We start from the raw sequence: 21,606 nt of genomic DNA on the forward strand, positions 1-21,606 counted from the left end.
AAACAATGAATCAGCAGCCACCCACCAACAATATCTCTCCCTTTCTCAAAGTCTGTGGTCTGACAAAGTCTGAACAGATTCAGGAATTGATCAATATAAAAGTAGATTTTCTGGGCTTTATCTTTTATGAAAAATCACCAAGATATGTTCTGAATCATTTGAGTTTAGATGATATTGCCAAATTTAATCATTCGGGGAAAGTTGCGGTTTTTGTAAATGAAAGTATGGAGAGAATTATTGAAATAGTTGAAAAAGGAAAGCTCAATCATATCCAATTGCACGGTGATGAAAATGAAGATTTTATTATTGATATAAGAAAGAAACTAAATCCTGAAGTTAAAATCATCAAGGTTATAAGAATTGGAAATAATACAATTGAAAACAAAAATAAAATAGAACAAACTTTCAATAATCGCCCAAAAGACTCCCAGCAGCCTATCAGCTATTACCTGTTTGATACAGACAGCAAGGCTTTCGGAGGAACAGGGCAACAGTTTGACTGGAAATTATTGAATGAATTTAAAATCCCTCTACCCTATTTTCTGAGTGGCGGCATTTCAGAAGAAAATATTGAAAACATTGAATTTTTACATCAAAAACCTTTTGCCATTGATATCAATTCAAAATTTGAACTAAAGCCCGGTGATAAGGATATTGAAAGGATAAAACAATTTAAAACCAGTATTTGATCATCTTCATTAAATTTAATTACGATTGAAAATTATGAAATACCAAATAAAACAAGCCAACGAATTAACAGAAAAGGAGATAGAGCATATTCTTCAACTTTGGGAGGTAACGGAATGGAATATGATGAAACCAGATTATTTCCGTGTTTTCTTTAAAGATTCAGAGTTTCATTTGCTATTGGATAACACGCCAGAAATATTGGCCATTATTCGGGTTAATTTCGATTTTACCCTGAAAATCCTTGAAAAAGAATACTCCTTTGCAGAGGTTGTAGGATTTGTTGCTACCCCTAGAAAAAAAGGATATGGATCCACGTTAATTCAATATTTTACTGAAAATGTAAAAGAAAGAAATAGGGAAACTATTGGTTTTTGTCATTCCGAACTTCGCCCGTTTTATGAAAAACATGAGATCGAAATTCTTTACGACAAGGCCAAAATGATAAAGGAAAACATAGATTCTGAATGGATCAATTCTGATGATGATGATATTTTAATTTTCAAAGTATCAGATGAAAGAAAAAAATTGCTCGGTCAGCTGAGTACAAAAAATAATGCTTATTTAATTACTAAAGAATAAAGAAATGAATTATAAAAACCCCGATGAAAACGGATATTATGGAGAGTTTGGCGGCGCTTTTATCCCTGAAATGCTCTATCCTAACGTAGAAGAATTACAAAAAAACTATCTTGAGATCATAGAATCTGAAGACTTCCAGAGCGAATATCAGGATTTACTTAAAGACTATGTAGGAAGAGCTACTCCACTTTATTTTGCAAAAAATCTGAGTGAAAAATATAAAACCAAAATCTACTTAAAAAGAGAAGACCTTAACCATACAGGGGCTCACAAAATCAATAATGCCCTAGGACAGGTTCTATTGGCAAAACGCCTTGGAAAAACAAGGATCATTGCTGAAACCGGTGCCGGACAACATGGTGTAGCCACTGCAACAGCCTGTGCACTTCTTGGCCTTGAATGTATAGTGTACATGGGAGAAATCGATATCCAGAGACAGGCCCCGAATGTGGCAAGAATGAAAATGCTGGGTGCAGAAGTTATAGCCGCTACTTCAGGTTCCAAAACATTGAAAGACGCTGTAAACGAAGCATTAAGAGACTGGATCAACAATCCTGTAACCACTCATTATGTAATTGGAAGTGTGGTGGGCCCTCATCCTTTCCCTGATCTGGTGGCAAGGTTTCAAAGTATCATTTCAAAGGAGATCAAGGAACAGCTTAAAGAAAAAATAGGAAGAGAAAATCCGGATTATGTTATTGCCTGCGTAGGTGGAGGAAGCAATGCTGCAGGAACATTCTATCATTTTGTAAATGAAAAAGAAGTAAAAATCATCGCGGCAGAGGCGGGCGGTCTGGGAGTGGATTCTGGTAAATCAGCCGCTACTACATTTCTGGGAACATTGGGAGTACTTCACGGAAGTAAAAGCCTTGTGATGCAGACTGCAGACGGGCAGGTTATTGAGCCTCATTCTATTTCTGCAGGGCTTGACTATCCGGGTATCGGACCATTTCATGCTAATTTATTCAAAGAAAACAGAGCCGAATTTTTCAGTATTAATGATGATGAAGCTTTAAAATGTGCCTTCGAACTAACAAAACTGGAAGGAATTATACCGGCTTTGGAAAGTTCCCATGCTCTTGCTGTTTTAGATAAAAAGAAATTTAATGAAGAAGATATTGTAGTCATTTGCCTGAGTGGCCGTGGAGATAAGGATATGGAAACGTATTTGAAAAATCTGTAAAATATATTGCTATAAATGATTTCTGCACACAAAGCTGCATCATGAATACATTTTACAGGAACATAGTAATACAATAAAGAAAAACATGAAAAAACTAAATATATATTTCACTGCAGGAGTTCCGCAACTGGAAGATACTACAGACATTATAAAACTGATTCAGGATTCGGGAGCAGACATGATTGAGATCGGAATGCCCTACTCTGATCCCGTGGCAGACGGTCCTGTTATTCAAAAAGCTCATGAACAGGCCTTACAGAATGGGATGACCATTGAAAAGCTTCTTTCTCAGTTAAAAACAATAAAGAATGAGATTAGAATTCCAATTATTTTGATGGGATACATCAATCCTGTTTTAAGTTTTGGATTTGAAAAATTTTGCAAGGAATGTTCAGAGAGCGGAGTTTCCGGGCTGATACTTCCCGATCTTCCTCCTATTGAATTTGAGAAAAACTATCAGCATATTCTAAAGCAATATAACCTTAATTTTACCTTTTTAGTTACTCCGGAAACTTCAAATGAAAGAATACAGTATCTTGATTCTTTAAGCTCCGGGTTTTTGTATGCTGTAAGTTCCTCCTCTACCACAGGAAATGAAAATGCCGTGTTGAAGAATGAAAATTATTTAAGCAGATTAGCAGATCTTCCATTAAAAAATCCTGTCATGATTGGTTTCGGAATAAAATCAAAGGAAGATTTTGAAAATGTAACCGAAAAAGCGGATGGAGGGATCATAGGAACAGCTTTTGTAAACATTTTACTTCAGGATAAAGATTTGAAGAAAAGTGCCATAGATTTTATCCATTCCATAAAAGCTTAAAATTCACTAAATTTGTATGTCAAAAATTGAAATGAATACAAATCAGAATAAAGCAGTAGAATTTGAAGATTTAGGAATCAAAGAATATCAACCCGCCTGGGATTATCAGGAACAACTGATGAAAGCTATTATTGATACCAAAATAAAAAACAGAGATCTTCCATCAGAACAGCATATTACTACATCTAACCATCTCCTTCTGGTAGAGCATCCACATGTTTACACATTGGGAAAAAGCGGACATGAGGAAAATATGCTTGCCGGCATTGATAAGTTGAAAGAGATTGAAGCCACCTATGTGAAAACCAATCGTGGCGGAGATATTACCTATCATGGCTATGGTCAGATTGTTGGATACCCTGTTTTAGATCTTGAAAACTTCTTTACCGATATTCATCTTTATATGAGAAATCTGGAAGAAGTAATCATCAGAACCATTGGTGAATTCGGTCTTAAAGGAGAACGTTCCCAAGGAGAAACCGGTGTTTGGCTGGATGTGGGGAAACCTTATGCCAGAAAGATCTGTGCTATGGGAGTAAAAGCTTCAAGATGGGTAACGCTTCATGGTTTTGCATTGAATGTGAATACGGATATGCGTTATTTTGAATACATTATTCCGTGTGGGATAAAAGATAAACAGGTTACTTCATTACAGAGAGAACTTGAAAGAGAATTGACCTCCGAAGAAGTGGAAAGTGTAAAGTCCAATATCAGAAAACACTTTGCTGACGTTTTTCAGGCTGAACTGATCTACAAATAATTTTTAAATCAATGAAGAGCCTTTGCTAGCTTATGTGGTAAGTCTCTTCATTATTAATAAAACAAACCCAGTTTCAATAATTGAAACTGGGTTTTTAGTTTTTAAGATTCACAGACCATTACTTTCAATAGTATTAATCACCTATCTTATTATTTTCATTAATAATTCAATATAAAATTTAGTAGTTTTTTATTTTTTAAAAAAAAATATTGCCAGTATTATAATTTTTTATAATTTTATTATCACTAAATAGTGAACTATTTAGAAAAATCATTACCCACCAAAATATAAGAACTATGAAAAAATTTTTGCTATCCATGATGGTATTTGTGGCAGCGCTGTCATTCAATGCCTGTTCAGATTCTAATGCGAATCAGGAAACCGTAAACCCACAATCTAAAGAAGTTGCATTGAAAGAGTTCGGAAGAACTGTTCCAACAGGGCTCGATAAGGAAGACGGAAAATATAAAGTTTCCTTTATTCTTTCAGCTCAGCCTTATGAAATTAAAGACACTAAGGAAAACGAAGCTTACATTTCCATGATCAGCCAGGCTGTAAAAAATGAATCTCCGGTTCATATTTTCCTTAAGGCTAATTCCAATGAAATTGCGAAAGTTGAAAAGGCTACCGCAGAGGATGTAAAATTCTTCAAGTCTACCCTAACTAAGGAAGAGAGAGGAACAACCGATAGATTAACGAGTGTTATTCCTAATCTTGCTACTTTAAACAGTCTATTTACTCAAATTAAAAACCAGTCTTGCGGAACTTCTACAGCCTCATCTCCTTGTATTACATTTAGATATCCTGTAGATGGATGCTATGCAAGAGCGCACAAGATGAGACAGATCTTAAACAATGCAGGATATGAGTGTGAAAAACAATTTGTATATGGTAATTTAAGAGCCTCTACCGGTACCTGCTGTGTATCATGGGTATATCACGTAGCCATCCTTGTAAGCTTTAAAAATGCATCCGGTGTGGTTGAAAAAAGAATTATTGACCCGTCTCTAAACTCAACAGGTCCTATTACAGATACCGCATGGAGAGCTGCATGCACCAACTCAACTTGTGGATCTACTTCTGTTTCATCTTTTGCTAATACAGCAGGAAATGTTTACTACAGAAGCCCATCAGGATCTTTATTGTATGATAACAATCTGGTGAATACCAATTGTACACTAACGGCATTCTCAGCTCTTTCAGGCTGTTCTGCTCCGGTACCTAGTACAGCACATTGCGGATTCTAACTAAATTTTATAAAGCTCCTGCATTTATTTATATATTGCAGGAGCTTCTTACTCAATACTTATTATTATGAAAACCTGGACCTATTTATTATTACTGTTTACCATGATTGCATCCTGTTCTTCTAATTCTGAATCCCAGAAACTAACCTGGTATAATAAAGCAACCATCACCAATATTCTTGAAGATCCGGATAAACCGGAAGAAGTTGTACGGGTAGCCATTGGTATAAGTGCCCAGGTCTTTTACCTTTCAAAAAAATCTTCCGACTATAAAGTGTTGATGGAAAAGGTAAATCTAAGTTTTAAAAAGGGTAACATTTATAATATAGGTGTTGAAAATAATACCAATATCATCAAACAGATTAATGAGGTAAAATAATCCTTGAATTTTATGTTCAAGAGGCACAGCCTTATCTGATTACAGAAATACCTGCATCCACTTTTATCTCGGTACCATGAATATAGGACGCTTCTTCTGATGCAAGAAACAGAACTACATTGGCAATCTCCGATGGTTCTCCCTGTCTTTTGAAAGGTATTGTTGGAATAATATCCAAAACCGCTCCTTCTATTTGCTCCGCAGTCAGCCCTGTATTATTAAAAATATTGGTCTTGATATGTCCCGGACTTACTCCATTCACGCGAATTCCTCGTTCTGTAAGTTCAACAGCAAATGTTTTGATGAAAGACTGTACCGCAGACTTTGCCGCAGAATACACCGAAAAGTTATGCATCGCAATATCTGTTGCCACAGAAGTATTAAAAATAACGGAACTTCCCTTTTCCATTAAAGGTAATATCTGCTGAACGGTAAAAAAGGGGCCTTTTGCCAATACATTAAAGAGTTCATCAAAATGTTCTTCTTCAACATTTTCTATGGGTGCAAACTTCCCGTAACCAGCATTCACAAAGAGAACATCAACTTTCTCTGTATGCTTTCTGACTTCTTCCTGCAGTTTCATGAGATCCCCCATATTTCCGGCATTTGAGACAATTCCAGAAGCATTTTTTCCTAGTTTTTCCAGAGCCTTATTTATGGTTTCCTTGCTTCTTCCTGTAATAATGGCACTTCCCCCCTGTTTGATAAACTCTTCTGCGGTAGCCAAACCCATTCCGTTTGTTCCTCCCGTAATTAAAGCTGTTTTGTTTTTAAATTTCTGCATTGTTTTTAGTTTAAAATTCTAATGCAAAGATTGGAATACCCAGAATGGAAAAAAATCCGAATCGTGCGGAAATACTAAAGAATAGAATGATAAACCAGTGAAAATTTAAGTATACCCTCTTCGTTGTTTAAATATACATGCAGTAGTATTTTATAAAATAAATAATCATTATTAATAAAATCTTTTAAAATTAAATTGCACACAATTTAATTGGCTTTATATTTGTATACTTAATTATCACAAAGTAAAACTTGGAAATAGATCATCACCAGGTAATTTTAATTTAAAATAAAAAAGAAAATGTCATTATTAGAAGACCTTAATTGGAGACACGCAGTAAAAGCATATAATCCTGCAAAAAAAGTATCACAAGAAGATTTACATACAATTCTGGAAGCAACAAGGCTTGCCCCTACATCATCAGGGTTGCAACCTTTCCGTGTTATTGTAGTGGAAAATCAGGAATTGAAAGATAAAATGGTTGCCGGAGCTTTAAATCCTGAGGTGATGAGAGATTCATCCCACGTTTTGGTTTTTGCTGCATGGGACAGCTACTCCAATGAAAAAATTGACAAAGTATATGATCATCATACAGATGTAAGAGATCTTCCAAGAGGACGTTTTGGAAGCTATACCGATAAAATCAAGGAAATGTACGGAGCACAAACTCCGGAGGAACATTTTGCTCACACAGCCCGCCAGACTTATATTGCATTGGGTATTGCTTTAGCACAAGCTGCAGAGCTTAAAATAGACAGTACTCCTGCCGAAGGATTTAGCAATGCTATAGTGGATGAAGTACTTGGATTGAAAGAATTAGGACTGAAAAGTGTAAGCCTTTTATACCTTGGATACCGTGACGAAGCTAATGACTGGCTGGCTTCTATGAAAAAAGTCCGTGTCCCAATGGATGAGTTTATCATTAAAAAGTAATACCTTCATCGAATCTTTCGTACCAACTTATGGAAAATTCTAAAACACCTAAACTAGCCAATCAGATATGTTTCCCGTTATATGCCATTGCAAAGGAGATCACAGGGCTTTATCGTCCTTTTCTTGATGAGCTTGACATTACCTATCCTCAGTATCTCGTTATGATGATATTGTGGGAAAATGACGGACTTCCGGTAAGCCATATCGGAGAAAAACTATTCTTGGACAGTGGAACTCTGACTCCTCTTCTCAAAAGACTGGAGAATAAAGGATTTATCCTAAGAAAACGAAAAAAAGAGGACGAAAGAGTGGTTGAAGTATTTTTGGCAGAGGCTGGAAAAGAATTACAGAAAAAGGCCTGTGCAATTCCGGGGAAAATTCAGGAAAGATTGGGTATACAACCGGAAGAACTGTTAGAGCTCAAGGAAATAGTTCTAAGAATATTAAACAAAATAGAAAAATAAATGAAAACGTTATATACAACAAAAGTAACCGCTACAGGAGGAAGAAATGGTCATGTTAAAAGTGAAAACGGAGTGTTGGACCTTGAAGTAAAAATGCCTAAGGCACTTGGAGGAGCTAATGATGACTTCACGAATCCTGAAATGCTTTTTGCTGCCGGATATTCTGCTTGTTTTGACAGTGCCTTGAACAGAGTAATCAGTTTAGGTAAAGTACAAACCGGTGAAACAACCGTTACCGCACAGGTTAGCATTGGTCAGATTGAAAATGGAGGTTTCGGGTTGGCAGTGGAACTGGATGTAAATATTCCAGGGGTTTCTATTGAGGAAGCACAATCTTTAACGGATAAAGCTCATCAGATTTGCCCTTATTCTAATGCAACAAGAAATAATATTGAGGTAAAACTTTCTGTAACGAATAATGATTAATCCAATTTTTTTACAATCATAGTAATGAAATGAGCTGTTTTGAAATCAAAACAGCTCATTTTTATTTTAAGATATTGGTTATTTATCTTTTATTCAGATCACTTTTTTGATAAGCATCTACCTTTTTATAAGCATTATTCTTCTCTTTCTCTTTTTTATCAGAAATTAAGATTCCGAAAAGATGGTCAATTTCATGCTGAAAAATAACTGCGGTAAATCCTTCCACTATTTCCGAATATCTCTGGCCTTTCAGATCTACATATTCTAATTGAATGACTTTGCTTCTATAAAACTGATCCCTAAAATCAGGAATGGAAAGATCTCCCTCCGGACCAAGGTTCTGTAAATCGGATCTCCAGACAATTACAGGATTGATAAAATATTCCAGTGGATTTCCTTCTTTATCAAAACGCTGTACCCAGATTATTTTTCTGTTGATTCCTACCTGTGGGGCAGCAATCCCTACTCCGCCGTCCGTTGAAAGAAGGGACTCTTTCATTCTTTTTACCAAAGTTGTGGTATTGGGATCAATCGGATCAATTTCGGTGGAAAGGCTCAGTAGCGTTTTGTGTTGATGGTTATCTGTTGTCTGATAGATTGGCAATGCTGTATTTATATCTCCCTGGTTGATAATTGAAAGTTCACCAGATGTAAGTTTTTGTGCATTGAATAATCCTATAAAAAAGATAAACAGAACGGATAATTTTTTCATATCAATTGAATGTAGTACAAAGGTAAAAATTGTAAGGTAAACATCAGCATTTGTTCCTATTAATTAGGCTTTGGTTAAAACCATTGGTTTTTGGGCATAAAAAAACGGGCTAAAGCCCGCTTCTATTGAATTTGATATTTTTCTGCTGAATAATTATACAGATAAATCAGCCTTTAAAAAGTCTTTGTCATATCACTTGGGATAACCAGATTAAACTCTGTGGGAATATAATCTTTCGCAGGGACTTTTAATTCAGGATCTTCAGATTCAAAAACAGAGATCACGGCCATTTTCAGATTGGGGTTTTTCTGCTTGATGTACCAGTAAGTTCCTCCAAATTCTTTGCTGTGATAGTTACCGTTATAATGAATAAAGGTTTTTCCTGACTGAATATTTTTCAGGATAGACTCTGCCATTGTTGCATCTTTTGTTGCCTGCGCTGAAATAAAGTTCATCACCTTTGTGCCCTCTGCATGATCTCCCATCATGGCTTTCATTTCCTGGTAACCGGGAGTATCCAATGTCACTTTAATCGGTAATTGGGCAATGTATGTCTTTTCCTTTTCCGTTAATTTATTTAAGGATTCAAGACCTTCTTTAGCGGTTTGGGAAGCATATCTTCTTGGAATGTTCGTTGCTATGAAATTTAGTTTTTTGTTTTTGGCAAAATCTACCAAAGGCTTATAGTCTGTGGCATAGTTATTCCATAAACGAGCTGAATCTTTGAGTGTCTTGGCATCAAATTTCCCGTTTAAATATTGGTTTAGCTGAGACTGATTATCTCTTTCAAACATCTCTGCTCCTAAGATAAGCTTTCCATTTTTCTTTTCATACAAAGCTTCGGTAATTTTAAGCTGAAGCCAGTGATTGATGGAACTGTTATGATTTTCTCCAAAAAAAACAACATCATAATCAGCCAGTTCTTTAACTAATTTATCGGTCTTTACTTCTTTTCCTTTCTGATCATAAAATTGATATGCTTTAAGATTCTGCGCATGTAATGAACAGAAACCTACAAGCAACATTGCTATGAGAATATTTTTCATACTATATATTTAATCACAAATTAATTAATTTTAAGTAGAAAGTGAGTTTTGCTTTTCACTTTTCTACCATAAAAAAGACCGCTTTGAGCTTTACAGACAAAACGGTCTCATTAAAATCATCTAATTATTAATTATCTAGTGCTGCCACTAAATCTTTCCATTCTTGAAGTTCCGGGATTCCTGGTTTTCTTTTTCCAAAGAACTGAACGATGAAATCACCTTCCTTATTGAATACTTCGATAGCCGTAACTTCTCCATCTTCAGTTGGTTTTTTAACGATCCATGCTTCTGCAATCTTCGTTACATCCAAATGCAGGTTGAAATCCGGATCCATTACATTGAACCACTGCTGGTGCCAAAGTGTTTTCTTTACATTTCCTGTGTGGATCTGAATAATTCCTCTGTTTCCAACGAAAACCATGATAGGAGTATTTTTTTCAGAAGCATCTTCAAGGATATTAACGACTTTAGCGTTATCAATTTTTTTAGCAAATCCTTCCGGAGCCAATCTTAATGCCTGAGTTCTGCTTACCCCATATTTTCTGGTCATCATAAAGAAATCGTGAGTATCCTTTAATTCTGTCCATGCTTTTTTGAATCCATCAACATCTATTTCAGTATCTGCTTTTTCTGCCTGTTTTGGAGCTACTGCTTCAAAAGCAAATGCCTGGTTCTGGTCTTCTGCCTTGAATTTTTCTACAATAGCATCAAAAGCTGCTTCATTACTATTTTTTGTCAGGTAGATTTTGTGCAAAGCCAAACCGTCTTTTCCGAAGAACTGAAGACTTTTCTTATCTCCTTCTACCACTGCAAAAGCAAATTTCCAATGGTTAAGGAAAATCCTAAGGTCAATATCTTCCCCTACGAAAAGTTGTGCATGGGGGCTGCTGAAATCTCCATTCTGATAAGTCCCTTTTCTTTCATGAACACATTCGTCATTACGGGTAAGAGCCATTACTTTTCCCAGTTGTTCTGCTTCAGTCAGAATTCCGGGAAAGTCCGGATTTAAAACTGTTACTTCATCTCCTATGCTGGTCACCAATAGTTCAGCTTCGCTTACTCCTAATTGAGCAGCAGCATTTCTTATTCTTACATGAGGATTTTCTGCTTTCAGAGCGTCCCATTTTTCCTTTAAATCATTAACTAATGTGCTCATTATTTTATTTTTTTATTGTTAAAATTGTATAGATTCTTTGTATTGTTTCGTTTCCTGTTTTACTTTTTATCTCTTCTTCTTTTTCGGAAGTTTTCATTCTTTTAAAATGGCTTTTGGAAACAAGTTCTTCCATTTCATTATTGTTGTACAGCATAAAATCATAGGCTGTAAAAGGTAATTTCTCCATGAAGTCTCTTTGTCCGAATGTAAGAACGAATGTTCCATTGTCTTTCAAAACCCTATAGATCTCATTTAAAAACTCGACAGGATTTTCCCAAAAGTACACGGTATTGACTGTAAATATTTTATCAAAGGTCTGATCCTGAAAAGGAAGCTTTTTCCCTTCATACAAAACAAAATCTGCCTTATTTTGAAATTCTTTGTTCAACTTTTTAGCTTCGTTGTGCATGGTTTCCGAGATATCTACTCCTGTATATTTCAGATCCTGAGCCAGATTTAAAAGACTTTTCAGATGACCTGCATTTCCATGTCCTATTTCAAGAATATGCTGATCGTCTTCTATGAGAAGTGTTCTGATACTTTCCAGCGTCATACCGATGTTTGTGGCATTCATCATTTCACCTATTTCTATGCCTTTTTCTCCTTGGGGATTGGCAAGATTCTGTGCGAGGATTTTGAGTTCTTCTTTTTCCATGGTTATCCAAAAATGATCATTGGGTTATTGGTAATAGGGTGTTCACAGATGGTACAGGGAAAGTTATAGGCCTTGCTTATAATGTCTGCAGTAAAAACTTCCTCCGGGGTTCCATAGGCGGCCACCTTTCCTGATTTCATTAATAAGATCTTGTCTGCAAATTGTGCTGCAAGATTAAGATCATGTAAAACAACAATAGCACTATTGGCTTTTTGGGTGAAATTTTTAATAATTTCCAGTGCTTTGTACTGATGTTTTATATCCAGATTATTCAAAGGTTCATCCAGAAAAACCAGCTTATGGGTTATTTTATTCTGTAGCTGAGCCATTACTCTTGAAAGATGAACACGTTGTTTTTCTCCTCCCGACAGTGTATTATAATCTCTGTCTTTTAGGTGAAAGATGTCTGTTTCATACATCATATTGTTCATGGCTTCCAGATCTTCTTTACCGGGCTGTGCATCAAAGTAGGGATACCTTCCCATCATGACAACATCTTTTACCTGTAAAGGAATTTCATTGGAATTGTGCTGGGAAAACTTGGATTTATGTTGAGATAATTCCTTTACTTCCCAAGCTGACATGGGTTTTTCTTTAAATAAAATATTGGATTTCCCCTCCTTTACTTCATTGGCCAAAATACTTAAAAGACTTGACTTTCCTGCTCCATTGGGTCCTACAATTGCTAAAAACTCTCCGTATTCTAAAGAGACATCTACACTATCAAGAATTTTAAAATCCCTGTGAAGATAATTGATCTGATGTGCTTTTATCATTAGAGTGACTTTTTAAATTTAATTAAAATAGCAATAAAAATAGGTCCTCCGATTAAAGAGGTTAAAATACCAATCGGCAGTTCCGACGGAGCCACAATGCTTCTACTGATGGTATCTGCAATTAAAAGTAAAATACTTCCCAAAACTGCTGATAACGGCAAAATAAAAACATAGTTTGATTTAAATAAAAGTCTTAAAATATAAGGTACAATAAGACCTATAAAACCAATGGTTCCTGAAAATGCTACACAGGTTCCTATCATTAAGGAGGTGATGATTACAATCTGCTTTTTCAGTCCTTCAACGTTTATTCCTAAATGCTGTGCATCTCTTTCACCTAGCATCATGGCATTCAATGCCTTTCCTTTCGGGAGTAAGATGATATAGGAAATAATAATCACCACTGTTAAGACAATATTTTTTGTCCATGTTGCGGCTGCCAGGCTTCCCATATTCCAGAATGAAAGGTCTCTTAACTGTTCATCCTTTGAGATATAAATCAGAAATCCTGTAATTGAAAATCCGATCGACGTAATGGCTACACCACTTAACAGCATCATGACAACATTTGTTTTTCCTGCGCTTGTGGAAATTCTGTACACAAGCATCATCGCCATTAAAGCTCCCAGAAAAGCAGAAATACCTACTAATGAAAACTGGATGATCTCTGGCAGATATTGCTTGAAATAACCTCCCAAGACAATTGCAAATGCGGCTAATAGTGTTGCTCCAGATGTTAAACCTATTGCTTCCCCTGTAGCCAATGGGTTTTTAAATAACCCTTGCAATGTAGTTCCAGAAACGGCAAGCATACTTCCAATCAAAATTGCCATAATAATTCTGGATGTTCTTACCTCCCAGATCACATATTTGTCACTTAACGATAAATTGGGATCTCCTTTTATAAACTGGCCTAACACCTTGAAGGGTGATACTCCATTGAAATCATAAACGCCAATATTGAGTGCCACAATTGCCAGAATAACCAACAATATGGCACTTATGCTAAGATAAAAGTATAGTTTACTTTGTGTTTTCAATTAAAAGTTTGTTTAATCCTACTGCTGCTTCTCCTAGTCTCGGTCCAAAACCTGAAACTAACCCTCCATCCATTGCGATGATCTTTTTATTTTTTCCGGCATTGGTTTGTGAAACTCCCGGCATTTTAAGCGCCCCTTCGTTTCCTCCTGCTCCCTTTAATCCTGTCTCAAAGAAGAATAATACATCTGGGTTAGCCTTTACAACGGCTTCCGGAGTCAATGGTTTGAAATCCTCAAAGTCAGTTACAGCATTTTCTGCTCCTGCAAGGTTAATTAAAGATGCCATTGGTGTATTTTTACCTGCAACCATGAGCATATTTCCTCTTGCATAGATGAATAATACCTTTGGCTTTTTAGTTAGTGGCTGTACTTGCTTTAGATCTGCATCTATTTTATCATTTAATTTTTGATAATCTGTATTTCCAATAGCCTTTGCTACGCTTTCAATAAGCTTTTTAGTCCCTTCAACGGTATATTCCTGTTTGAAAACCTCAGTTTTGATACCTGATGTTTTGATCTTTCCTAATAGTTCAGGGTTGATATCCTTGTCGGAAGCAAGAATCAAGGTAGGGCTTACCGCCATAATGGGCTCAATGGTCATTGATCTTACGTGTCCTAAATCTTTGGCTGTAGCTTTTAAGCTTTCAGGATAAGTACTGGTAACATCAGTTCCAACAATTTCTTTTTCGTGACCCAAAGCGCTTACAATTTCAGTAATACCACCGTTTAGGGTTACAATTTTATTATTGGTTTTTGGAGCTTCAGAAGAAGCTTCTGTTGTATTTTCTTTTTTAGCACCTTCTTCTTTTTTGCATGAATATACTGCTACAAGAACAGAAGCTGCGAGGATAAATTTCTTCATGATATACTATTTGATTTATTATAATGGGTCGAATGCAAAGCCTGTAAAACCACGTTCTCCTTTTAAATTCTTCATAGAACTGAATTTCAGCTTAAAATAAAAGCCATTCGTATCCTTCAGAATAAAGAAACGGTTTGAATATACAAATGGAACAGGATTATCCGGCGTACCAGTAGTGGTTCTCCATTTATCTCCAATGGCTCTATGATCGTTGAACACAAATTTGCTTGCGTCCACATCCTTTAATTTAAATGCGGCATATGCCTGCTCAAGATTACCCGTAACATTTACCTGATAAGCTCCTACCCCATCCAGAGTATTGGTTGTAATAAAGTCTGCATAAAAATAACTCCCGGCACTGCTTCCAGGTCCCATGAATACTTCATTGGTAAATGTTGTAAAGGCGATATCCCAGCTTTTTTTCTTAGGTTGAATCTTTGCAGGAGTACCTGTTTTAAGATTGAAAAAAGCAAAGTTATATTCAGGATCTTTTGTTATAATATGTTCTTTAATGCCATCACTTCCGGCATTCAGATCTGCATAACGAATTTTGTACCCGTTAGTGGCTCTCAGAATCTGAACTTTCTTCCATCCTCTGGGATCACCAGATAATGAAACAGAACCCGGACCGATGTTATTAGCCGAAGGAATCTCCCTTCCTAGATTAACCAGATAGATAGGATTTTCTGCATCATTTGCCTTTATGGCTTCAATTCCGGAAGTTTGATTTAAGAAGTCACCATTCGGGTTGTCTATGTACTTCATGTTTTCGGCGTCAAATGTCCCTACCTGAGCAATTTCCTTTAAGCTTTCTATGTCTGCTTCTTTTACTTTACTGATATCTGTAGCATTGGGTATTTTGATTACCGTCATTGCCAGAGATCCGTTTATAATAACCCTGAAATCATCGCCGGTATAAAATCCAAGATCCCAGTCTGTTCGTTTATTAATGGTTTTTCTTGGTTCTTTTTCTTCTTTAACCATGTCACTCAGGTCAATCCATACCTGATTAGGTTCGGTAGCTCCTCCTATTGGCACGTTTACTGAAGAACCGGTAATAGGTGGTGCAGGAACCCTGTCCTCATCAGCAGACACACAAGACTGTGCGGCTAACATTACGGAAAGAGCGGAAAATATTTTTAAATATTTCATAGTAACTTATTATTTAAAATTGAAATGTTAATCTGGCAAAATAACTTCTGCCATAATATAAATTCACAATACCTGTCGGAGCTGTGGTAGCATGGGCGTCTGCCTTCATAGCCGTAGAGTTGATACTGGTAACATCAAAGATGTTTTTCACTCCCGCAGAAAGTTCCAAATGGTCCTTCCAGAAAGGCTGGCTTACAATAAAGTCCATCATATGGAAACCGTCAGTTTTTCCAAGCTTAAAACCATTTGTCTCATTTTCAAATACATATAATCTTCCTGGGCCTGTATATTTATAATAAAGAGCGAATGAAGTTCCCGGGTTTTGCAGTTTATAGTTAACCGTTGCTCCTGCCTGAGCCTGGAACTGATAATCTGTAGGTGAAGTATGATACATTGATTTCATAGCAACCGAGGTTCCTCCCAATGCCCCTCTTAAGCCAATGGCCAGCTGGTCTTTTTTGAAATCCACATTTGCTGAGAACAACATATTTCTATATTTGTCCATATTTCTAAACTGATAGGTAGAAGGATCTTTGATAAGAAGCATTTCTATTTTGTCCCTTACATCAAGATATAATCCACTAACACTGTAGGCAATCTTCCAATCATTTCCTGTGGTAAAGTTCTGATCCCAGAATGCACCTGTAGAGAAACCTTTTTCAGGATTCAGATCAGGATTTCCCTGAATATCATGGTTAAGATTGACGAAAAATGTATAAAGCTCCTCATAGGTAGGAAAACGATTTGCTGTACCTGCAACCAATCTTAAGTTGGAGTTCTCAGAAGTTTTGTATCTCGCAGAAAGGGAATAATTAAACTGATTACTGAACTTTTCACTTACCGAAAGCCTGGCTCCTGGTCTTACAGAGAATTTATCAGAAATATTCCATTCTGCAGAAATGAAGTTTGAGTACGTGAAAAGTGTTCTTTTGATAGCCTTTGTAAAAAATTTACCGGCAATTAATGAAGCATAACCATCTGTATAATCTAACTCATATCCCAATTGAAAGTCAAAAGTTTTATTATCAAGGAAATTGCTGAACATTCCTCTTGAATACATGACATTGGTTTTATAATAAGACAGCTCTTCATCTTTGTTTATGATGGACCTGTTAGGAATATCATAATTATAATCCTGGAACTTTCTATCCTGACTTTGGTAAGAAAAATCTCCCATATACTGAATATGTCCCAGATTGGTCTGAATATTAAACTGATGTATCCATCGGTTCGTATTATATTTTCTATCTACACTTCGGTATAAAGCTCCGCCATTTCCATCATTAAGAGGATCTACGTGTACTTCCGGATTAAAGAAATTAAATTTCTCATTCAAATAAGAAAGCTTATAATAGAAAGAGGTTTTATTTTTTGAATATCGGATCAGAGCCGAGGCATCATACTGGTCTTTAGGATTCCATTCGTATCCTCTTTTCATATCACGTTCTAGGTATTTATAACCCATTTTATTTCCTTCATAGCCCATAAACTGGTTATGGTTGAAGTTAATATTGGCAAACCAGTTATCGTCGATATTATAGTCTACGTTTACATTCTGAATGTGTCTTCCGTTTCCTTTTTTCTTAATATCATAGTTGTTCCTTACAGTTTCTTCCTGAAGCGAAGCTCTTACACTGATCTTTTTTGAACTTCCTTTCTTCGTAATGATATTGATTACTCCTGCAAGTGCTCCATTTCCATATTCTACCCCCATACTTCCCTTTACTATCTCAATTCTTTCGATATTATTCAATGACAGTTTGGTAAGGTCAATATTACTCCCCAGCCCGGTATCTCCTACTACGGGAATATTATCAATCAGGATTTTAACATAGCTGCCATCCAGCCCCATCATATTGGCGGTTGAGTTTCCGGAACGGGTATCTGGTGTGATTTGTATATTAAGACTTTGATTTAAAACATCCGCAACATTGGTTGCAGCCATGTTTTTGATCTGCTGTGCATCTATTACTTCAACCTTATAGATAGATTTGCTGATAGATCGTTGCATGTATTGTCCTGTAATGACAACTTCTTCAATTTTCTTTTGATTAAGAGAATCCTTTGTTTGTGCATTCATCCAAAAGGCAATGGATAATGATAGAATGGAAAGCACTTTCTTCTGCATAAGGCTTTAAAATTTTCGACAAATATAAAACTTTATTTAGAATCATTAAAAATAAATATATACTTTTGTGTAATAATTCTAAATAAATATAACAGCATGAAACTAAAATTACTTTTAGGAGCATTGATTTTTACCGCGTTTACCGCTAAGGCACAAGTTCCAACCATCAATGAAAACTTCAATAACTTCACTGCCGGGAATACAACTTTCCCTCAGTTTGGATGGTCTGCAGTAGTAGCCCCTATGGTTGCCAATACGGCTCCATTTCCTGTTCCGCCAAGAATGTTGGTTACCAATACGGCTAATAAAGCTGTTCAATCCTATTCCGGAACTAATCCTTCAGATTCATCTTACTTGATATCTCCACAGATCCAGGCTCCTGCGGGAGACAAAACATTAAAGTTTACAACAACATTAATAACCCCGTCCCCTGGCCCTGCAACCATTCAAATAGGACTGGCATCTAATCCAACAGATATGTCAACATTTGTTCCTGTAGGAGACCCAATTACAGTAAGTACCATTGGAGCTATCCTGAACATAAGTGTTCCAATTCCTGCATCTACATCGTCTTATATCGTCTTCAAATTTACGCCTACAGCAATGCACGTAGCTGCACAAATTGATGATGTCATTTATGATACAACAGCTTCATTGGGGGTTGCCGACAAGGCAATTTCAAAAAATGAAGTTAAATTCGCTGTCAATGCAGATAATACATCCCTTGACTTTGTAGTGAAAAAAGATCCTAAAAACATTCAAATTTATTCTTCTGCAGGTCAAAAAGTAGCAGAAGGAAATTTGAAAGGCCAAAAATTCAATATCAGCGGGCTTCAGACTGGTGTTTACTTCATCTCTATTGAAACGGCTGAAGGAAAAACCGTTCAATCGAAATTCGTTAAAAAATAAGGTTTATTAGACTATTACATGCCTTTAATAAAGCCGAGAGGAGTATTCCTTTCGGCTTATTTATGCTCCCAATCCAAGGATAATTCAAATAAAACACGATAAAAATCATGTTTTTATTTAGAATGATTAAAAATAATTATATATTTTTGTGGAATCATTCTAAATAAGGATTTGAAAAAAATAAGTTATGAGAACAAAATTACTTTTATCTTCTTTGCTTGCTCTTACTGTTCAACAAACAGTATTGGCGCAAACAGATGCTAACGGATATACAACAGCTAATCTTACAATGGGAGGCAGCTACCAGAACCGTGTATTTTTTGACTTTGCTTCAAACAATATCGTAGCAAAGCCGGCTAGCACATGGGATGTGGCTTTTTACAGAAACTCAATGTATTCTGTTGGTACAAGGATTAATGATGCTCTTGGTATTGAGGTATACACTGCATCAGTCAATATGGCCGACTGGGATAACATCAGCCTTAGTAATGAAGCATCTTGGGGAGAACCTCTGTATAACCCGGATCAAACGACTGATATAAGCCAGGGAGCTTTTGAGCAGGGTCCTGTTACAGGTCCTAATCCTAATACGCCTTCCACCGGTTGGGGAGTATACAATTCAGTTACCCATCATGTGATAGGAAAAGCAATCTTTGTTTTAAAATACCCTTCAGGTGACTATGTTAAGTTTGCCATTGAAGATGCCTATGGAGGATATACTTTTAAGTATTCTAAGTGGAACGGTTCTTCTTGGGCACCAACGGAGACGAGAACTGTGTCTAACGGAACTGATGATGCTTACTTCAACTATTTCTCTTTAACCTCTGGAACTACAGTACCTAATCAGGAACCGTCCAGAAGCTCGTGGAACCTGATGTTTACAAGATATTACACAGATTATCCTTATATCGATACACAGGGGAATCCACAAACAATGAAATATAAAATGGCAGGAGTTATTCAAAATTCCAATATTTCCGTTGCAAAAGTAAGACCTGAAGTACAGGAAACTGCAGCAGTTAATATTCCTGCAAACTCTGCATTCTCTACTAATATCACGACTATTGGCCACTCTTGGAAGCCTACAATGGGAGTTCATTCTGACGCTGTTTATTACATAAAACAGGGATCAGACTATTACAGAATGTATTTTATTTCTAATGGAGGTGCACAAACTGGTAATATGTATTTTAAATACAAAAAAATTACAGGGACCTTGGGAATTACTGAGGTAGGTAAAAAAGCTTCTTTTGGGGTTTATCCAAATCCAACTACAGCGGATAAAAGAGTTACAATTCTTTTTGATGTAAAGGAAAAAACAAATAATAAAGGCAGTGTAGAAGTTTACGACCTTACAGGAAAAAAGGTACACTCAGCAGAGCTAAGCAATCAAGCCGGATTCTACAGACAAGATATGAATTTATCTCATCTTCCATCAGGAAATTATCTGGTAAAAATTACCTACGGTGGCAATTCGGAGACGAAGAAGCTTATTGTAAAATAAAATATTTTATTTCTAATACTTTCTATTTTTTCTAATAAAAAGGCGATTTCAAAATTTTGAAATCGCCTTTTGTATTGATATAGATCGAGAGAAATTATTAATCAGGTAAATACCCTAATAATCCTTTTTCTTCTAATAGATCTTGAAACCTTTGTACACCTGAGCAGAGCTTTCCATGATCTTGGAAGCATCTTTACGGAAATCAAGTAAATGATCCTGCCCGTTATGCCTGTTGTGATGTTCCACACTCTCCCAAAGCTCAATAAGAAAGAAAGTTCCTTTGTTGTCTTTATCTTCCACAAGATCGTACTGCAGACATCCCTCTTCTTTTCTGGTTTCTTTTACAAGATTCTGAAACAGCTCTACTGCTTCCATCAAATAATTTTCATTAAACTTAAAAAGTGCAATGATATGTAAATTCATGTTTTAATATTTAGTGATGTAAAAGTAAAATATTTTCGAAGCCAAATATATTTTTATCACCTTTATTTTTCAGTATTAATCAATATTTTTTAGCTGAATACTGATTTATAAATAGTTATAGAACTCATTACAATCACCAGAACTCCGATCACAAGAAACATTTTCTTCACAGGAAGCTTTGCCGTAAGCATGGCAGAAAAAGGTGCAGTAATAATACCTCCAATTAAAAGCCCAAGAATGATGTTCCAATGCTGAATACCAAGGGTAAGAAAAAAAGTAATGGCTGCGGTAAGGGTAAGGATAAATTTGGCTACAGTAGAACTCCCGACAGCAAATCTTGGTGTAAAGGCATTTTTGATTAATGTTCCTGTTACAAGCGGGCCCCATCCTCCTCCTGCAAAGGAATCTATAAAACCTCCAATCACTCCCAATCTGGTAAGATTTGTTTTTCTTTTAAGAGCCTTGCTTTGTTTTTCCTTAAAAGCGTTGGATAGAATTTGAATTCCAAGATATAAGGTATAAAACGCAATAATGGTCTTGGTAATCTTAGCATAATATTCTCCCAGATAGGTTAAGCTGACAGCGCCAATCACTGCGCCAATAACCGCGGGAATCGCAAGCTTTTTTACCAGACTTTTACTTACATTTTTAAGTTTGATGTGGCTTATACTTCCTGCTGCTGTTGTAAAACTTTCTGCAGAATGAATACTTGCACTTACAATATGTGGGGGAATATTCAGTAACAAAAGTGTAGTAGTACAAATCACCCCGTACCCCATTCCCATTGATCCGGCTACAATTTCTGCAAAAACTCCTACCAGAAGCATCCAGTAAAAAATGTAATGATCTTTAGCCAGAACATTGAAAAGTTCATCCAAGTATCCCAATTCGTACATTGAAAAGAATGTAATCAGCAAAACAGCAACTGTTACAAAAAGTATATTCAGCCTTATTTGAATCTTCCGTGAAATAACCATA

The 21,606-nt window shown here is 36.1% G+C and carries 24 protein-coding genes; 12 read left to right on the plus strand and 12 right to left on the minus strand.

Annotated features, from left to right (window positions below):
* Positions 1-5: 5 nt before the first annotated feature.
* The 7 genes from C7D53_RS10245 to C7D53_RS10275 all read left to right on the plus strand — a co-directional run bounded on the left by C7D53_RS10245 (position 6) and on the right by C7D53_RS10275 (position 5,658).
* Positions 6-689, plus strand: coding sequence for a phosphoribosylanthranilate isomerase (locus C7D53_RS10245; RefSeq protein ID WP_106916385.1), 684 nt, complete (start codon positions 6-8; stop codon positions 687-689).
* A gap of 34 nt (positions 690-723) precedes the next feature.
* Entirely contained in the window at positions 724-1,269 is a 546-nt protein-coding gene (locus C7D53_RS10250; RefSeq protein WP_106916387.1) for a GNAT family protein, read from the plus strand.
* 4 nt (positions 1,270-1,273) lie between these two features.
* On the plus strand, positions 1,274-2,452 hold the full coding sequence (gene trpB / locus C7D53_RS10255) for a tryptophan synthase subunit beta (protein ID WP_106916389.1): 1,179 nt from the start codon (positions 1,274-1,276) through the stop codon (positions 2,450-2,452).
* A gap of 85 nt (positions 2,453-2,537) precedes the next feature.
* On the plus strand, positions 2,538-3,272 hold the full coding sequence (gene trpA, locus C7D53_RS10260; RefSeq protein ID WP_106916391.1) for a tryptophan synthase subunit alpha: 735 nt from the start codon (positions 2,538-2,540) through the stop codon (positions 3,270-3,272).
* 31 nt (positions 3,273-3,303) lie between these two features.
* The gene (gene lipB, locus C7D53_RS10265) at positions 3,304-4,032 is read left to right on the plus strand and encodes a lipoyl(octanoyl) transferase LipB (protein WP_106916730.1); all 729 of its coding nucleotides are present in this window, start codon (positions 3,304-3,306) and stop codon (positions 4,030-4,032) included.
* Positions 4,033-4,328: 296 nt separating this feature from the next.
* Positions 4,329-5,279 (plus strand): protein-glutamine glutaminase, encoded by a 951-nt coding sequence (locus tag C7D53_RS10270; protein ID WP_162926143.1) that lies wholly within the window; start codon positions 4,329-4,331, stop codon positions 5,277-5,279.
* A 67-nt stretch (positions 5,280-5,346) separates the two neighbouring features.
* Positions 5,347-5,658 carry a hypothetical protein gene (locus C7D53_RS10275; protein WP_106916395.1) on the plus strand — a complete coding sequence of 104 codons (312 nt, stop codon included), beginning with the start codon at positions 5,347-5,349 and terminating at the stop codon, positions 5,656-5,658.
* Between the two features lie 31 nt (positions 5,659-5,689).
* Here C7D53_RS10275 and C7D53_RS10280 read toward each other — a convergent pair whose 3' ends face one another.
* A complete protein-coding gene (locus C7D53_RS10280) occupies positions 5,690-6,442 on the minus strand; it encodes an SDR family oxidoreductase (RefSeq protein ID WP_106916397.1) in 753 nt (250 codons plus the stop codon).
* Positions 6,443-6,742: 300 nt separating this feature from the next.
* Here C7D53_RS10280 and C7D53_RS10285 point away from each other — a divergent pair, with 300 nt between their 5' ends.
* The 3 genes from C7D53_RS10285 to C7D53_RS10295 are packed head-to-tail and all read left to right on the plus strand — an operon-like array spanning position 6,743 to position 8,265.
* The gene (locus C7D53_RS10285; RefSeq protein WP_106916399.1) at positions 6,743-7,375 is read left to right on the plus strand and encodes an NAD(P)H-dependent oxidoreductase; all 633 of its coding nucleotides are present in this window, start codon (positions 6,743-6,745) and stop codon (positions 7,373-7,375) included.
* A gap of 29 nt (positions 7,376-7,404) precedes the next feature.
* Positions 7,405-7,839 carry a MarR family winged helix-turn-helix transcriptional regulator gene (locus tag C7D53_RS10290; protein ID WP_106916401.1) on the plus strand — a complete coding sequence of 145 codons (435 nt, stop codon included), beginning with the start codon at positions 7,405-7,407 and terminating at the stop codon, positions 7,837-7,839.
* A complete protein-coding gene (locus C7D53_RS10295) occupies positions 7,840-8,265 on the plus strand; it encodes an organic hydroperoxide resistance protein (RefSeq protein WP_076354009.1) in 426 nt (141 codons plus the stop codon).
* Positions 8,266-8,347: 82 nt separating this feature from the next.
* On the opposite strand, the gene C7D53_RS10300 is transcribed toward C7D53_RS10295, so the two are convergent.
* From C7D53_RS10300 to C7D53_RS10340, 9 genes are all read right to left on the minus strand, one after another.
* A complete protein-coding gene (locus tag C7D53_RS10300) occupies positions 8,348-8,977 on the minus strand; it encodes a peptide deformylase (protein WP_106916403.1) in 630 nt (209 codons plus the stop codon).
* Positions 8,978-9,150: 173 nt separating this feature from the next.
* On the minus strand, positions 9,151-10,023 hold the full coding sequence (locus C7D53_RS10305; protein WP_106916405.1) for a ChaN family lipoprotein: 873 nt from the start codon (positions 10,021-10,023) through the stop codon (positions 9,151-9,153).
* A gap of 127 nt (positions 10,024-10,150) precedes the next feature.
* Complete coding sequence (locus C7D53_RS10310) at positions 10,151-11,179, minus strand: hemin-degrading factor (protein WP_106916407.1); 1,029 nt, start codon at positions 11,177-11,179, stop codon at positions 10,151-10,153.
* A gap of 4 nt (positions 11,180-11,183) precedes the next feature.
* Positions 11,184-11,834, minus strand: a complete 651-nt coding sequence (locus tag C7D53_RS10315; protein WP_106916409.1) for a class I SAM-dependent methyltransferase — start codon at positions 11,832-11,834, stop codon at positions 11,184-11,186.
* A gap of 2 nt (positions 11,835-11,836) precedes the next feature.
* Positions 11,837-12,610, minus strand: a complete 774-nt coding sequence (locus C7D53_RS10320) for a heme ABC transporter ATP-binding protein (RefSeq protein ID WP_106916410.1) — start codon at positions 12,608-12,610, stop codon at positions 11,837-11,839.
* Complete coding sequence (locus C7D53_RS10325) at positions 12,610-13,650, minus strand: FecCD family ABC transporter permease (RefSeq protein WP_106916411.1); 1,041 nt, start codon at positions 13,648-13,650, stop codon at positions 12,610-12,612. Before C7D53_RS10325 ends, C7D53_RS10320 begins: the two co-directional genes overlap by 1 nt.
* Entirely contained in the window at positions 13,634-14,512 is an 879-nt protein-coding gene (locus C7D53_RS10330) for a heme/hemin ABC transporter substrate-binding protein (RefSeq protein ID WP_106916412.1), read from the minus strand. Before C7D53_RS10330 ends, C7D53_RS10325 begins: the two co-directional genes overlap by 17 nt.
* A gap of 18 nt (positions 14,513-14,530) precedes the next feature.
* A complete protein-coding gene (locus tag C7D53_RS10335; RefSeq protein WP_106916413.1) occupies positions 14,531-15,664 on the minus strand; it encodes an HmuY family protein in 1,134 nt (377 codons plus the stop codon).
* A 13-nt stretch (positions 15,665-15,677) separates the two neighbouring features.
* Complete coding sequence (locus C7D53_RS10340; protein ID WP_106916414.1) at positions 15,678-17,792, minus strand: TonB-dependent receptor plug domain-containing protein; 2,115 nt, start codon at positions 17,790-17,792, stop codon at positions 15,678-15,680.
* A 96-nt stretch (positions 17,793-17,888) separates the two neighbouring features.
* Here C7D53_RS10340 and C7D53_RS10345 point away from each other — a divergent pair, with 96 nt between their 5' ends.
* Positions 17,889-18,701, plus strand: a complete 813-nt coding sequence (locus tag C7D53_RS10345; RefSeq protein ID WP_106916415.1) for a T9SS type A sorting domain-containing protein — start codon at positions 17,889-17,891, stop codon at positions 18,699-18,701.
* Between the two features lie 187 nt (positions 18,702-18,888).
* Positions 18,889-20,205, plus strand: coding sequence for a T9SS type A sorting domain-containing protein (locus tag C7D53_RS10350; protein WP_106916416.1), 1,317 nt, complete (start codon positions 18,889-18,891; stop codon positions 20,203-20,205).
* A 132-nt stretch (positions 20,206-20,337) separates the two neighbouring features.
* On the opposite strand, the gene C7D53_RS10355 is transcribed toward C7D53_RS10350, so the two are convergent.
* Together C7D53_RS10355 and C7D53_RS10360 are read right to left on the minus strand one after the other, a co-directional pair.
* Positions 20,338-20,628: a putative quinol monooxygenase gene (locus C7D53_RS10355; protein ID WP_076353985.1), complete on the minus strand. Its 291-nt coding sequence runs from the start codon at positions 20,626-20,628 to the stop codon at positions 20,338-20,340.
* An 89-nt stretch (positions 20,629-20,717) separates the two neighbouring features.
* Positions 20,718-21,605, minus strand: coding sequence for a sulfite exporter TauE/SafE family protein (locus C7D53_RS10360; protein WP_106916417.1), 888 nt, complete (start codon positions 21,603-21,605; stop codon positions 20,718-20,720).
* Position 21,606 lies beyond the last annotated feature (1 nt).

This window comes from Chryseobacterium aurantiacum, assembly GCF_003020585.1.
GTDB classification, from domain to species: domain Bacteria; phylum Bacteroidota; class Bacteroidia; order Flavobacteriales; family Weeksellaceae; genus Chryseobacterium; species Chryseobacterium aurantiacum.